Source organism: Psychromonas aquatilis (assembly GCF_038155185.1).
GTDB lineage: Bacteria > Pseudomonadota > Gammaproteobacteria > Enterobacterales > Psychromonadaceae > Psychromonas > Psychromonas aquatilis.
The window spans coordinates 1-14,848 of the sequence record NZ_JBAKAZ010000005.1 but is presented as its reverse complement, the minus strand read 5'-3'; the positions used below and the strand labels follow the sequence as shown (position 1 = coordinate 14,848).

The window sequence follows — 14,848 nt, the reverse complement described above, 5'->3', positions numbered from 1 at the left end:
AACCTCCGTAAAATTCAGTATAAACCCGATGTTTGCAAATACTTATATGCAGGTTTTTTTACTTTATTATTAACAGTTATCAACTCCACTCTTAACGAATTACTTATTCAGCCTTGGCTATTAGCTACGCTTCTTATGGATATAGGGCATTTAATTGGATTGGTTTTAATCTTCTATGCTATCAAGCTCTGGGGAGATCAAAACACAACTCACAGCTTTAAGTTAAAAAAGCTATCAGAAACAGATCAATTAACAGGCTTATATACTCGCCGCCACTTTGACCAACAATTAACAAACATATTATCTACACCATCCGATGAACTAAAGTTTTCCATATTGTTAATTAACATAGATAATTTCAAATCAATCAATAAAGAATATACACAAGCAGCTGGAGATTTTGTGTTACAGCGCTTTGCTAACAAATTGAAAGACTTTGTAAGACAAACTGACGTTATCGCGCGCTGGGGTGGCGAAGAATTTATTATTCTTTTACACAACAGTAATAACACCATTGCTAAACAAGTTGCCGAGGCGATACGCACTAAAACAGAATTGCTTTGTATTGAATATAATCAAGATATTATTAATTTTACCGTGAGTATTGGCGCAGCCAGTTACGAAAGCGAACTAAAAGACGATCAAGTGATTGATAAAGCAGAGAAATACCTATTAGCAGCAAAAGCAGCAGGAAAAAATCAGGTAGATGTGGAGCGATAAGCTTTAATTTAAATGAACATAGCCCCTAATACTATCGATGACAATGTTAAGTATAAAAAAACCATTACCCTAAGATAATGGCTTTCGATATCAAAACAAAACCTAGCGGAATTATAATGTTAGGTAAGGTAAGATTTTAGCCAGCGTAGCGCTACCAATACCACTGATATTTGTTAAATCAGTTAGGTTTGAAAAATCGCCATTTTTCTCACGATACTCAACGATTGACTCAGCAATTGCAGTACCAATACCTGAAATTGTGCTTAATTGGTCAGCTGTTGCTGTATTAATATCAATCTTTGAAGCAGTATCAACTGTTGACGTTGCCGCCTCAGTAGCAGAGCTAATTGATGATGTTAAAGAACCTAAGTCAGCAGCTAAAACAGACTGGAAACTAACAGGCGCTAAAAATAACGATGCCGCTAAAGCCAACTTACGAGTTGATTTAGTAATCATAATGCTTTCCTTTTGTTGTGGGTGGTAATATTAAATTTAGCTCACCATGCCAGTAAATCAATAATAGAAGTTAAACTCATACCAAAAAGTACTCATTAGCCACTTTTAAATTCACCAACTCAGAGCCATTATGTTAAAATTTAACAATAATACCAATTATATTAAATAAGTGATCTAAATTTTGCGCAGAAAAAATGACTTAGTTTAAGGCGTAATTTGAGTTAAATAGTTGTTCTATTTGCGAAAATTACAACGAAGAAATAAGTTATTTTAGCAAGTAAAATAGATCAGTTAATTAGTGTGATTGGTATAATTATACGTATGTACGACTCGTAATCATAGATACAAATAATGATACTCATTAATATAAACAACTGTAATAAGTCACCTTATTTATATTAACGCATTCTTAATACATTAATATCGATACATTTTAATAAACGGGGTTTACAGGAAAATAATGTGGAAACTACATAGTTTTGAACAATTACGCCTAGCGCAAGCGCTTTCAGATTATTTAAACACTCAAAAAATAAAAAACAGCGTGCAAGACGATGGGGTTTACCATCAAATTATGCTTGAAAATGAAAAGCATATGGAACAAGCACAATGTGAATTAGCTAAGTTCTTAGACAACCCCAACCAAAGTAAATATTTATCTGCAAGTTGGGAGTCAGGTCAAATAAATAAAAGCACTGAACCCCTTAGTACCTATAATGCCAACTTGTTAACGACCTTCAAAAGACACGGGGGGGTTATCACTCATTCTGTGTTTATCTTATGCTTGGCTATCTATGCATTCACAGCTTTAGGTTTGTTTAACCCCATTCACTCTGTTTTTGCATTTTTTGTAACACAACCTTTTGATTTAATGCAAAGTTGGCGGTTTATTACCCCTGCTTTTTTACACTTTAGCTTATTACATATTGTGTTTAATTTATTATGGTGGTGGCAGTTAGCGGGGCTTGTTGAAAAACGCCAAGGTAGGCAGCGATTATTGATTCTATTTATCTTCTCAGCGATGGCCTCAAACTTAGCACAATTCTTTTTAGTGGGGCCTTATTTTGGCGGATTAAGTGGTGTTGTTTATGCTTTAGCTGGTTATTGTTGGTTATTTGGTAAACTTGATAAAACCAGTCCAGTTAACCTGAATAACACTATTTTTATTTTTTTACTGGGATGGTTAGTCTTAGGTTTTGTAAACTTATTACCAGCCAATGTAGCAAACTACGCTCATTTGGTCGGCTTACTCGCAGGCTTATTACTTGCTGCAACTTGTTATAAATTAAAATTAAAATAAAAAAGATACTTGTTTAAGAAAGTGAGTTATCTGCTTATAACAACCCTCACGTTGTTAAAGTTAACAGGTAACGTTAGCATGCTATTATTGGCATTATAATGACTTCGTTATACTTTACAGGCAGCAAATTAATAGTATCGCGACTAACAAGCTGAAAATAATTAACATCAAAGGCCGTACCTTGAATAAATTACTCAATATAGCATTATCTACTGAATGGAAAAAGAATGTGGATAACATTAGTTGCACGCCAGAAGTCGCATCTTGGTTAGTAGATCAAGCATCACTTACTAAGAAGCTTGAAGCAAAGGCAGAAAATTTTTCTGTAGAAGTAAAATTACAAACTAAAACAGATACAAAACAAGATGCCCTTTCATCTTACTTTCCTTCATCGGAAACCGTATTGGTTAGAGAAGTTTTATTAAAGTGTAACCATGTTGCAAATGTATTTGCACAAACAGAAATTCCACAACAAACTATTTCAAGTAAATATCAACAACTCGAGCACATTGGAGAGGAACCTTTAGGGAAATTTTTATTTCAAGAAAAGAGTTTAAAGCGAGGAGAAATAGAGGTTGCAGAGTTTTTAGTCGGATCACCGATTCATCAACTCTGTGAATCATTACAACAAACTTGTCATCACTCTTTATGGGCCAGACGATCGCTTTTTTATATCGAAAACAATCCTCTTTTAGTCACTGAAGTATTTTTACCTGCCTCTGGAATTTATCAATGATCACCTACTTTACTCGACCTAAGTGTCAGGCCTTAATGCAGCTGATGCGTATCGAAAAACCCATCGGTACTCTCTTATTGCTCTGGCCAACACTTTGGGCGCTATGGTTAGCAGCAGAAGGTACACCAAACTTAGGCACATTAGTTGTTTTTTGTTTAGGGGTATTTCTAATGCGCAGTGCGGGTTGTGTGATTAATGACTTTGCAGACAGGAAAGTAGATGGCTTTGTTGAACGTACTAAAAACAGGCCTTTACCTTCAGGTAGAGCCACCAGCAAAGAAGCTGTTATTCTTTTTTTAGGGCTGGCTAGCTGCTCTTTTCTGCTGGTTCTTACGCAAAACATATTAACTATTCAACTTTCCTTCATTGGTTTGTTATTAGCGTTTATTTATCCTTTTATGAAGCGCTTTACACATCTTCCTCAATTTTTTTTGGGACTTGCTTTTAGTTGGGCAATTCCAATGGCTTACGCTGCTCAAGCAAACGCGCTAGACCTTTCCATTTGGTTATTATTTATTGCTAATTTAACCTGGACTGTGGCCTATGACACTATGTATGGCATGGTTGATAAGGAAGATGATCTTAAGATTGGTATCAAATCCACTGCTATATTGTTTGGGAAGTATGACAAATTAATCATTGGATTATTACAAATAATCACGCTAATACTGCTTACTACTGTCGGCATTTTAGCGTCTTTGAATGTCTATTTTTATATGACATTAGGCTGTGCAGCCCTATTATTTATCCACCAGCAAAAACAAATTCATCAAAGACAAAGAGCCGCTTGTTTTAAAGCTTTTTTAGACAATAACTATGTTGGTTGTGTTATTTTTATTGGCTTTATTTTAACTTACCTCATTTAGCGCTAAGCATAAAAAAGCGCATGCTTTATGATAAAAGCATGCGCTTTGCAAAAATTAAGTAGTTTGCTTAATTAGCTATTTGCAAAAGCAATTGCAGCATGGCTATCACCTAAATGCTTACCATCAACAAATATCTGTGGAACTGTTGTTTCACCTGTGATTGCTTTTAAACTTACGCTAGTTGCATCTTTGCCCAATACAATTTCTTCAAAAGCGATGTTATTCTCTTTAAGCGCCGCTTTTGCTTCCATACAGAAAGAACAACCAGGCTTAGTGAATAAGGCAACAGCTGAAGGTGCTTTAGCTTGTGGGTTAAGATAATTGAGCATTGTATCCGCATCAGAAACCTCAAACGGGTCTCCCGGTTTATTTGGTTCAATGAACATTTTCTCAATAACACCGTCTTTAACTAACATACTGTAACGCCAGCTACGCTTACCAAAGCCAATATCACTTTTATCAACTAACATGCCCATACCTTGAGAGAATTTACCACACCCATCAGGTATTACAGTAATGTTTGATGCTTCTTGATCTGCTAACCATGCATTCATAACAAATGTATCGTTAACACTGATACAAACAATATCATCTACACCATTCTCTTTTAATACATCGGCAAGCTCATTGTAACGCGGCAAATGAGTTGATGAACAAGTCGGCGTAAATGCACCCGGTAAAGAAAACACAGCAACGGTTTTCCCTTTAAATAATTCATCTGTAGTGACGTTAATCCATTCGTCATTTTTACGAGTAGGGAAAGTAACTGACGGTACTGTCTGGCCTTCGATATTCTCTAACATGTATTGCTCCTAACTATTTAAGATTGCTAACAAACTTATGTTTGTTGCGACGGGTATTATATAAAAACTACTCAACCATTATAGGTCGCTAATGTGTAACGTGTAATAATTAAATACTATCTACAAATGAATGGTGAAAACTCACTGTTTTCCGCGCTAAATATTGTTCAATCAAATAATGCTTTTAAGCTAGCAATGCCTTTATCCGCGACTTGTTTTTTTTGTTCTTCGGTTCGCTTTTTAGGGCCACTTTCCCACTCAACATCTTCAACAGGTAATTCATTTAAAAAACGACTTGGTACTGGGTTAATGGTTTCACCATATTGGCTTCGCTCTTTAGCTAATGTGAAGGTCAACTCTTTTTGTGCACGAGTAATACCAACATAAGCAAGTCGACGCTCTTCTTCAACATTATTTTCATCAATACTCACTTGGTGTGGTAATAACCCCTCTTCCATGCCAATCATATAAACATATGGAAACTCTAGGCCTTTTGATGCGTGTAGTGTCATCAACTGCACTTGATCTAATTCTTCTTCATTTTCATTACGAGATAACATATCACGTAATGTAAGCCTTGCCACGACTTGCTCTAAAGTCATTTCTTCATCTAAATCATCACCTTTCAGCATCTCCGTGACCCATTTAAATAAAGTCGATACATTTTTCATTTGCATCTCTGCCGCTTTGGGACTTGGGCTATTCTCATATAACCAGTCTTCATAACCGATATCACGGATTAAATCCCGTACGACATCAATATCATCTTCTTTTTTAAGACGGTCGTTCAGCTCTACCAACCAACGGGTGAATGCTTGTAAGGATTGTAGCCCTTTACCCGTTAATGTTTGCTCTAAACCTATTTCGAAGCTCGCGGCAAACATACTAATGTGGCGCATATTGGCATAATTACCTAGTTTTTCACGACTGACAGCGCCAATGCCTCTCGGGGGCTTATTGACCACACGAATAAAGGCATTTTCATCATCATGATTCACCAATAGTTTCAGGTACGCCATGATATCTTTCACTTCACTACGTGCAAAAAAAGACGTTCCCCCACTGATTTTATAAGGGATACGATTTTCCATCATGACTTTTTCTAATAAACGACTTTGATGATTACCACGGTATAAAATAGCGTAATCTTTAAAGCGCGAGCCATTCATAAACTTATGGCCCGATAGTTCCATCACTACACGCTCTGCTTCATTTTGTTCATTTTTAGCAAGTAATACTTTTAATGAATCACCGTAAGCTAGCTCACTAAATAAGCGTTTATCAAACTCATGTGGGTTATTAGCAATTAATACATTTGCCGCTTTTAAAACACGTTGGCTAGAACGGTAATTTTGTTCTAATTTAATCACTTTTAATTGCGGAAAGTCTCGCTGTAAGAGCACTAAATTCTCAGGCCGTGCGCCACGCCACGAATAAATCGATTGATCGTCATCTCCTACCACAGTAAAACGTGCTCGCTCACCCACTAGTGCTTTAATAAGTTCATACTGACTGGTGTTCGTATCTTGATATTCATCGACTAATAGATAACGTATTTTTTTCTGCCAACGTAAACGGACTTCTTCTTTAAATTTTAATAATAAAGTAGGGAGAACAATTAGGTCATCAAAGTCTAAAGCATTATAGGCTTTTAATTGACGTTGATATAAATCGTAACAATGTGCAAAAACCACATCCCTCTCACCTTTTGCTTGTTTAATCGCTTGATTAGGTAAGATTAATGCATTTTTCCAACTAGATATTTGAGTCACTAATGCTTTTAAAAGATCGTTATCTTCTTTCAACTGCTTTTCTGTTAACTCTTTGAGCAGGGCCAAGGTATCTTGATCGTCAAACAGCGTAAAACCAGCTTTCATACCAAGTGTTTTCACTTCTCGTTTAATGATTTCTAAACCAAGCGAATGAAAAGTAGAGACCATGAGTCCTCGCGACTCTTTTCGTCCTAAAGTTTCACTCACCCTTTCTTTCATTTCTCGGGCTGCTTTATTAGTAAAAGTCACCGCGACAATGTTTTTAGCATGGTAATCACAATGCTGTACTAAATAAGCAATTTTATTAGTAATAACACGTGTTTTACCGCTCCCCGCACCCGCAAGTACTAAACACGGTCCAGAAATCATTTTAACAGCCGCATCCTGACCAGGATTTAATTTCATGAATTACCCTAATATTTCAAAGAAAAAATCATTAGATTTTACTTATCTTTACAGCGAAAGCTAGCAAGCTTTTTTGCAATTTTGAGTTTGCTAACAAAGCTAATTTAAACAAATTACACTTTAAGATTGCATTAACACTTTATAAAAATGATAATGAACATTCATTCATTACTTAAAGTTAGATCATGAGCAAAAGAACTCAAATATTAAATGCGTCTGAAACAGTATTAGCTACTTATGGCTTTTATGCTTTCTCGATGCAGCATGTTGCTGAAGCTGCAGAAGTCGCGATAGGCACCATCTACCGCTATTTTGCTAATAAAGAAGCGTTATTATGTGAGTTGAATAAGTTCATCAGAGAAGATGCCGCAGCTAAACTATTTAATGGTTGGCAAGATAGCCTATCTGCTAAAGAAAAGTATGATTTGGTTTGGGAAAATGCATTTCACTGTGTTTTATCTACCCCTAAACGTTTAACTTTAATTGAAATGTTACATTTTGTTCCTAATATGCACCAAACAGAAATCAACCTATTTGAGGATCAAACATTTAAGCGATTATTTGATTTTTACCAACAAGGTATAGATTCCAAAAGATTTTTGGATTGGGATTTATTTGCACTCTTCTCAGTTAGTTTTGATACTTCGATTGCATTAGCAAAACAAGTTATTAGAGGCAGATATGAACCCAATCAAACAGAATTAAAAAAGGTTCGAGATGCTTCTTGGGCAATCATTCAAAACCCAGATTTTAACCAACAGGATTAACTAATGAAAAAATGGATAGCTTCAGCAATTATCTTGGCAATCGTCGTATTTGGCAGTGTCATTGGCTTTAATATGTTTAAAGCACAAAAGATTAAAGAATACCTTGCTTCAATGCCAATACCTGAATTTCCAGTGACAGCCACCACTGTTAAATTAGAAGATTGGACACCGCACCTGCGAGCGATTGGCTTTATTGAGCCGATTCAAGGTGTGACTATTGCTAATGAAGTGGCAGGTAAAGTCGCTAAAATCAATTTTGAATCTGGGCAAAAGCTAGAACAAGGCGAGCCTATCGTTTACCTTGATAGTGAAGTTGAAAAAGCTAATTTAAAAGCGGCTAAAGCAAGATTACCAGCAATCTACCGTAACTATACGCGTATTAAAGCGTTATTTAAGCGAGGCTCTGTTTCACAGGGTGAAGTGGATGATGCAGAAGCAGAATACTATGCCCTTAAAGGTGAAATAGAAGGCTATGAAGCGACTATTGCGCTACGTACAATTAGTGCTCCTTTTTCTGGTATTACTGGCTTACGTAATGTTTTCTTAGGTCAATATTTAGCAAGTGGTTCAGATATCGTTCGTTTAGAAGATGTTAGCCGTATGCAAATGCGCTTTACTATTGCACAAAATGACTTGAAAAAAGTACATCTTGGTCAAGCAATGGAAGTCTTTGTAGATGCCCAGCCTGATACTAGCTTCACTGGTAGCATTTCTGCTATTGAGCCTGCGGTTAACTATCAAAGTGGTGTGGTGCAAATACAAGCTTCTATACCAAACGATGAACAAATTTTACGTTCAGGTATGTTTGCCAAAGCCAATATTATTTTGCCGACAGTAGAGAAGCAGGTAATCATCCCAAGTACTGCTATTAATTACACTTTATATGGTGAAACAGTTTATGTGCTGACGGAGCAAACCACTGAAGATGGCAAAACGTTCCTACAAGCGAAACAACAAATAGTCACTTTAGGTAAAACCAAAGATGACAAGGTGCATGTGCTATCAGGTTTAAACGAAAATGATCAAATTGTAACAAGCGGTCAAATTCGATTAAGTAATGGATCTCATGTCAAAATTGTTGAGTCTGACACGCTAGCGGCTCCATCTGTTCTTCCATCACTATAGGTCATTGAATGAAATTTACAGATACCTTTATAAAGCGCCCCATTTTAGCAATCTCTTTGAGCTTGTTAATTGTCTTATTGGGAATACAAGCGCTAAGCAAAATGCAGGTACGTGAGTACCCAGACATGACCAACACCGTAGTCACCGTAACCACCAGCTATTACGGCGCTAATGCGGATTTGATTCAGGGCTTTATCACCCAACCCATAGAGCAGGCTATTGCGCAGGCTGATAACATCGATTTTATCAGCTCGCAAAGTTTCTCTGGTAGTTCAACCATTACCGTTAATATGAAGTTGAATACTGATCCAAGTGGCGCGGTAGCTGATATTTTAGCTAAAGTTAACAGTGTAAGTTCTCAGCTACCAAGTGAAGCGGAAGATCCAACCATTGATGTTAGTACAGGATCCACTACTTCTGTTATCTATATTGCTTTCTCAAGTAAAGATCTTAACTCTAGCCAAATCACCGATTACTTAGAGCGTGTTATTAAGCCACAACTCTTTAGTATCAATGGTGTAGCAAAAGTTAATTTATACGGCGGTACTAAGTTTGCAATGCGTATCTGGTTAGATCCTGAACGCATGGCTGGCTTTGGTCTCAGCACTTCTGAAGTTGTCACCATTTTACAGGCAAATAATATCCAATCAGCTGCAGGCCAAGCGATGGGATACTTCACCTTGTATAATGGTAATAGTGAAACACAAGTAAAAGATGCAGCTGAACTAGAGAACTTAGTTGTTGCAACTCGTGAAGATGGAAAAACTATTCACCTTCAAGATATTGCACGTGTCTCACTAGAGAAAAGTCATGATACTTACCGTGCAATGGCCAATGGTAACGATGCAGTTGTTGTCGCAATTGATGCAGCACCAACAGCAAATCCATTGGATATTACAGCTGATGTAAGAGAAATGTTACCGGACTTGGAAAAAAGTAACCCAAGCTCGATTGACATGAAGGTTTTATATGACTCAACGCTAGCCATTGAGGAATCAATTAACGAAGTTGTTAAAACCATTGCTGAAGCAGGTTTAATTGTATTAATCGTTATGATTCTATTTTTAGGCTCATGGCGCGCAGTTATCATCCCTATTATTACCATTCCACTTTCATTGATTGGTGTTGCAGTAGTAATGCAGATGTTTGGTTTTACTATCAATTTAATGACACTATTAGCCATGGTTTTAGCGATTGGTCTGGTAGTTGATGATGCAATTGTTGTTGTAGAAAATATTGATAGACATATCAAAGCTGGGGAAGAACCGTTTCGTGCAGCAATCATTGGTACGCGTGAAATCGCGGTACCGGTTATTACTATGACCATTACCTTGGCTGCTGTATATGCACCGATTGCGTTAATGGGCGGTATCACCGGCTCTTTATTTACCGAGTTTGCATTAACACTCGCCGGCGCAGTATTTGTATCAGGTATTGTCGCATTAACACTATCGCCAATGATGTGTAGTAAAATGCTAGAAAGTAACCACCAACCGAACCGTTTTGAACGTGGTGTTGATAAAGCACTAACAGGGTTAACGAATAAATACGGACGTATCTTAGATACGATCATGTTGCGTCGCCCTGCTGTGATTTTATTTGCTCTATTGGTTTTTGCTTCATTACCTTTTTTATTCAAGTTTATCCCTTCAGAGTTAGCACCAAGTGAAGATAAAGGTGCATTAATGATGCTTTCAAAAGCACCAGCTAATGCGAACTTGGACTTTATTGAAAATAGTATGCGTGTTGTAACGGGAGAAATTGCGAAACAACCAGAAGTTGAAAGTAGTTTAGCGATGTCAGGTATTCCTAACGCAAACCAAGCATTTGGTATTGCGATTATGAAAACTTGGAGCCAACGTGAAAAAGATCCAAAGGAACTATCAGCAACATTAACACCTAAGTTTAATGATATTCCTTCGGTTGCCACAACTGCATTCCAAATGCCTGAGCTACCAGGTTCTTCAGGCGGCTTGCCGGTGCAATTCGTAATCACTACTTCTAACCCATTTGAAAGCTTAGTGAGTATTGCTTCAGATGTATTAGCAGAGACACAAGCAAACCCAACATTTGTTTATTCTGAATTAGATTTAGCATTTGATTCAGCAACAATGAACATCAAGATTGACCGTGATAGAGCCGGCGCATACGGCATTACCATGCAAGATATTGGTGTGACATTAGGGACATTGCTAAGTGATGGCTATTTAAATCGTATCGACTTAGATGGCCGTAGCTATGAGGTAATTGCACAAGTAGAACGTAAATATCGACTATCACCAGATAAACTAGGCGATCTTTATGTGCGCGCAAAAAATAATGACATGGTACCGTTAAGTGAACTCATTAGTATTGATGTTGTTGCAGAGCCTCGTTCTCTACCACACTTTAATCAATTAAATAGTGCAACAGTTGGGGCAGTACTTGCACCAGGTAGTACGATGGGACAAGCGGTAACCTTCTTTGAAGAGATGGCAACAACTAAGTTACCACAAGGTTATCGTCATGATTACTTGGGTGAATCTCGTCAATTTGTATCTGAAGGCGGCGCGTTATATGTCACTTTCATCTTAGCGCTATTCATTATCTTCTTGGTATTAGCTAGCCAATTTGAAAGTATACGTGACCCATTAGTTATTCTAATGACTGTACCGTTAGCGATCAGTGGTGCCTTAGTCGCCTTAGCTTGGGGTGCTGCGAGTATGAATATCTATACTCAAGTTGGATTAATCACCTTGGTTGGTTTAATTACTAAACACGGTATTTTAATTGCAGAAGTTGCTAAAGAAGAGCAGCTACATCATGGTTTAGATAAAATCAGTGCAGTTAAAAAAGCGGCTTCAATACGTTTACGTCCAATCTTAATGACCACAGCGGCAATGGTAGCAGGACTGGTTCCTTTATTATTTGCAACGGGTGCTGGTGCAGTAAGTCGTTTTGGTATTGGTATCGTAATTGTTGCAGGTTTATCGATTGGTACGCTGTTTACGCTATTTATTTTACCGGTTATTTATTCTTTCATTGCCAGCGATCATAAACAGATTCCTGAGTTTGAAGAAGGTAAAACATTGAAGGTAAATGAGAAGTAAGTAATCAAATAATAACTTAGATGATTAAATGTTATGCCACCTAATGTCTTTTAGCACATTAGGTGGCATTTTTTTAATTCAATAATCAATATTTCAAACCAACTATCTATTTAAAGTGTCATTAAATACCGTACTGTTCGCGGTATGCTTTTACTGACTCAAGGTGTTGTTGCATTGATGGCAATGTTTCTAGGTAACTCACCACATCTGCTAGTTTCACAATAGAAATAACTTTAGCACTGTAATCACGCTCAACTTCTTGAATCGCAGAAAGCTCTGCTTTACCTTTTTCTTGACGATCTAATGCAATCAATACACCGGCTAATTCTGCTTTATGTACATTGATGATATCCATTGATTCACGAATAGCTGTACCGGCTGTGATCACATCATCCACCAGCATTATTTTTCCTGTTAACTCAGAACCCACTAAACTACCACCTTCACCGTGTGTTTTTGCTTCTTTACGGTTAAAGCAGTATGGGATATCTAAATCGTAATCATTTGATAGTGCAACGGCTGTAGTTGTTGCAATTGGGATCCCTTTATAAGCAGGGCCAAATAATAGGTCATAGTCAATACCCGCATCTTGTAATGCTGCAGCATAAAAGCGCCCTAAACGCGCTAAATCTCTACCAGTATTAAACAGGCCCGCATTAAAGAAGTAAGGGCTAATACGTCCTGATTTTAAAGTAAACTCGCCAAATTTTAGTACCTGTTTTTCGATAGCAAATTCAATAAACTCTTTTTGATAATCTTTCATTATTTTACTCCGCGCTTAAGGCTTTTTTTTGTTCAATGATTAAATTTTTAATACTGTTGTTTGCTAGACTCAACATAGCTAATAGCTGTTCATGACTAAAAGTACCTACTTCAGCGGTACCTTGAATCTCTATCATGCCACCTGTTTCAGTCATCACAATGTTCATATCAGTTTCAGCTTTCGCATCTTCGGCATAATCTAGGTCACATACAGGGGTGCCTTTATAAATACCTACTGAAACCGCTGCGATCATCTGCTTTAATGGGCTCTTCTTTAATTTTCCTTGCGCGACCATCCAACGCAATGCATCCACCAACGCAATGCACGCACCAGTAATAGAAGCACAACGTGTACCACCATCAGCTTGGATAACATCACAATCAATGGTGATCGTATGGTCACCTAACGCCTTTAAATTAACCGCGGCTCTTAACGAACGGGCAATTAAGCGCTGAATTTCTAATGTGCGTCCGCTTTGCTGCCCTCGAGCGGCCTCACGTTGGTTACGTGAATGTGTTGCACGAGGTAACAACCCATACTCAGCCGTCACCCATCCTTTACCTTGCCCTCTTAAAAAGCGAGGAACTGAAGACGTCACAGAAGCGTTACATAATACTTTTGTATTACCTACTTCAATTAGGACAGATCCTTCAGCGTAATCAGTATAATGACGGGTAATTTTTACATTACGGCTTTGTTCTGGTGTTCGTTTCGTTGCACGCATATAGCGAAGCCTTCTCATAAAAATTAGCGGCGATTATACCTGTAATAGTGTCCCCTGCAAAATAGATAGAAAAGCCTTATTGTCGTTATTAACGCTCTTTTGTAAATCTACGCACAAGTGATGAAGCGAATCTTAGCACCATCAATTTTGATAAAATGAAGAATGACTTTCCATCATCAGAATTTAGATAGTTAAGCCAAACTAAAATAATAAAAACTTCGCTGGATACAATCTCAATTTTGCAACAAAAAGTCACAGGTAATGTAGGGATGATTTGATGAAGGGATCTAACAAAGTAAAGGAAATATCAGTCAATAACAATGTTGAAGAGGAGCTAGCTATTGATGCTAATAAGATTAAAACACATCGATTATAATTTAATGGTTTCAATACTCACGTATCACATAGATGATGCAGAAGATCCTATTGCAACGGTTGATGATATGGTTAAGCGGTCTACTAATAACAACTAAGTACTAGAGACTGTAATAAAAACTGTGTAACTGCTTATTTATAATCCTACTATTTGGAAAAGGATAAGCAGTTATGGATCAGAAACAATTAGAAGCGTTTGCTCGTGAAGCCGCTAAAACATTAAAAACAGAAAAAGACCTCAACAACTTCAGTCAGATGTTAACCAAGATAACCGTTGAAGCTGCATTAAACGCAGAGTTAGATGAGCACCTCGGTTACTCTAAACATCGTCAATCATCTACCAGTAATAGCCGTAACGGCACTTCAAGCAAAACTATCATTACTGATGATGGGCAATTTGAACTTGAAACTCCCCGTGACAGAGAAGGCTCGTTTGAGCCTCAACTAGTCAAAAAACAACAAACTCGTTTTACTTCTATGGATGACAAGGTGCTGATGTTTCTGCTTCGCTTATTTCAAGAATTACTGATTCGGTTATTGAGCAAGTCGTCGAATGGCAATCTAGGCCATTAGATAGCGTCTACCCTATCGTTTATCTTGATTGTATTGTACTTAAAATTCGCCAGGATAAACGAGTGATTAATAAAGCGGTCTATCTTGCATTGGGCGTTAATATGGAAGGTCAGAAAGAGCTATTGGGCATGTGGATGTCTGAAAATGAAGGCGCTAAGTTCTGGCTTAACGTGTTGACTGAGCTTCAAAATCGAGGCGTTAAAGATATCTTAATCGCCTGTATTGATGGCCTCAAAGGCTTTCCTGATGCGATTAACACCGTTTACCCAGAAGCACAGATACAACTCTGTATCGTACATATGGTCCGAAACTCGGTAAAGTACGTGCCTTGGAAGGATTACAAAGAACTTACTGGTGATTTAAAAGGAATTTAT

Annotated in this window: 12 protein-coding genes and 1 pseudogene; 8 read left to right on the top strand and 5 right to left on the bottom strand. The window is 37.5% G+C overall.

What is annotated here, in order from left to right; translation table 11 throughout:
• Positions 1 to 135: 135 nt before the first annotated feature.
• Positions 136 to 720, top strand: coding sequence for a GGDEF domain-containing protein (locus V6256_RS01965; protein WP_341596312.1), 585 nt, complete (start codon positions 136 to 138; stop codon positions 718 to 720).
• Positions 721 to 831: 111 nt separating this feature from the next.
• On the opposite strand, the gene V6256_RS01960 is transcribed toward V6256_RS01965, so the two are convergent.
• Positions 832 to 1,176: a ComEA family DNA-binding protein gene (locus V6256_RS01960; RefSeq protein WP_341596311.1), complete on the bottom strand. Its 345-nt coding sequence runs from the start codon at positions 1,174 to 1,176 to the stop codon at positions 832 to 834.
• A 460-nt stretch (positions 1,177 to 1,636) separates the two neighbouring features.
• Here V6256_RS01960 and glpG point away from each other — a divergent pair, with 460 nt between their 5' ends.
• The 3 genes from glpG to ubiA all read left to right on the top strand — a co-directional run bounded on the left by glpG (position 1,637) and on the right by ubiA (position 4,078).
• The gene (gene glpG, locus V6256_RS01955; RefSeq protein WP_341596310.1) at positions 1,637 to 2,476 is read left to right on the top strand and encodes a rhomboid family intramembrane serine protease GlpG; all 840 of its coding nucleotides are present in this window, start codon (positions 1,637 to 1,639) and stop codon (positions 2,474 to 2,476) included.
• 181 nt (positions 2,477 to 2,657) lie between these two features.
• A complete protein-coding gene (locus V6256_RS01950) occupies positions 2,658 to 3,212 on the top strand; it encodes a chorismate--pyruvate lyase family protein (protein WP_341596309.1) in 555 nt (184 codons plus the stop codon).
• Complete coding sequence (gene ubiA, locus V6256_RS01945) at positions 3,209 to 4,078, top strand: 4-hydroxybenzoate octaprenyltransferase (protein WP_341596308.1); 870 nt, start codon at positions 3,209 to 3,211, stop codon at positions 4,076 to 4,078. The genes V6256_RS01950 and ubiA overlap by 4 nt, the downstream gene beginning before the upstream one ends.
• A 71-nt stretch (positions 4,079 to 4,149) precedes the next feature.
• On the opposite strand, the gene V6256_RS01940 is transcribed toward ubiA, so the two are convergent.
• Complete coding sequence (locus V6256_RS01940) at positions 4,150 to 4,881, bottom strand: glutathione peroxidase (protein WP_341596307.1); 732 nt, start codon at positions 4,879 to 4,881, stop codon at positions 4,150 to 4,152.
• A gap of 167 nt (positions 4,882 to 5,048) precedes the next feature.
• A complete protein-coding gene (gene rep / locus V6256_RS01935; protein ID WP_341596306.1) occupies positions 5,049 to 7,058 on the bottom strand; it encodes a DNA helicase Rep in 2,010 nt (669 codons plus the stop codon).
• Between the two features lie 185 nt (positions 7,059 to 7,243).
• Between rep and V6256_RS01930 the strand changes: the two genes are divergently transcribed.
• Genes V6256_RS01930 through V6256_RS01920 form a run of 3 tightly spaced genes read left to right on the top strand, consistent with a single transcriptional unit; the run spans position 7,244 to position 12,039 of the window.
• A complete protein-coding gene (locus V6256_RS01930) occupies positions 7,244 to 7,825 on the top strand; it encodes a TetR/AcrR family transcriptional regulator (RefSeq protein WP_341596305.1) in 582 nt (193 codons plus the stop codon).
• Between the two features lie 3 nt (positions 7,826 to 7,828).
• The gene (locus tag V6256_RS01925) at positions 7,829 to 8,950 is read left to right on the top strand and encodes an efflux RND transporter periplasmic adaptor subunit (RefSeq protein ID WP_341596304.1); all 1,122 of its coding nucleotides are present in this window, start codon (positions 7,829 to 7,831) and stop codon (positions 8,948 to 8,950) included.
• Between the two features lie 8 nt (positions 8,951 to 8,958).
• Positions 8,959 to 12,039: a multidrug efflux RND transporter permease subunit gene (locus tag V6256_RS01920; protein ID WP_341596303.1), complete on the top strand. Its 3,081-nt coding sequence runs from the start codon at positions 8,959 to 8,961 to the stop codon at positions 12,037 to 12,039.
• Between the two features lie 121 nt (positions 12,040 to 12,160).
• Here V6256_RS01920 and pyrE read toward each other — a convergent pair whose 3' ends face one another.
• Positions 12,161 to 12,802, bottom strand: a complete 642-nt coding sequence (pyrE, locus tag V6256_RS01915; RefSeq protein ID WP_341596302.1) for an orotate phosphoribosyltransferase — start codon at positions 12,800 to 12,802, stop codon at positions 12,161 to 12,163.
• Positions 12,803 to 12,806: 4 nt separating this feature from the next.
• Positions 12,807 to 13,526 (bottom strand): ribonuclease PH, encoded by a 720-nt coding sequence (gene rph / locus V6256_RS01910; RefSeq protein ID WP_341596301.1) that lies wholly within the window; start codon positions 13,524 to 13,526, stop codon positions 12,807 to 12,809.
• 546 nt (positions 13,527 to 14,072) lie between these two features.
• Between rph and V6256_RS01905 the strand changes: the two are divergent.
• Positions 14,073 to 14,848: pseudogene (locus V6256_RS01905) on the top strand (IS256 family transposase); the annotation flags it as partial.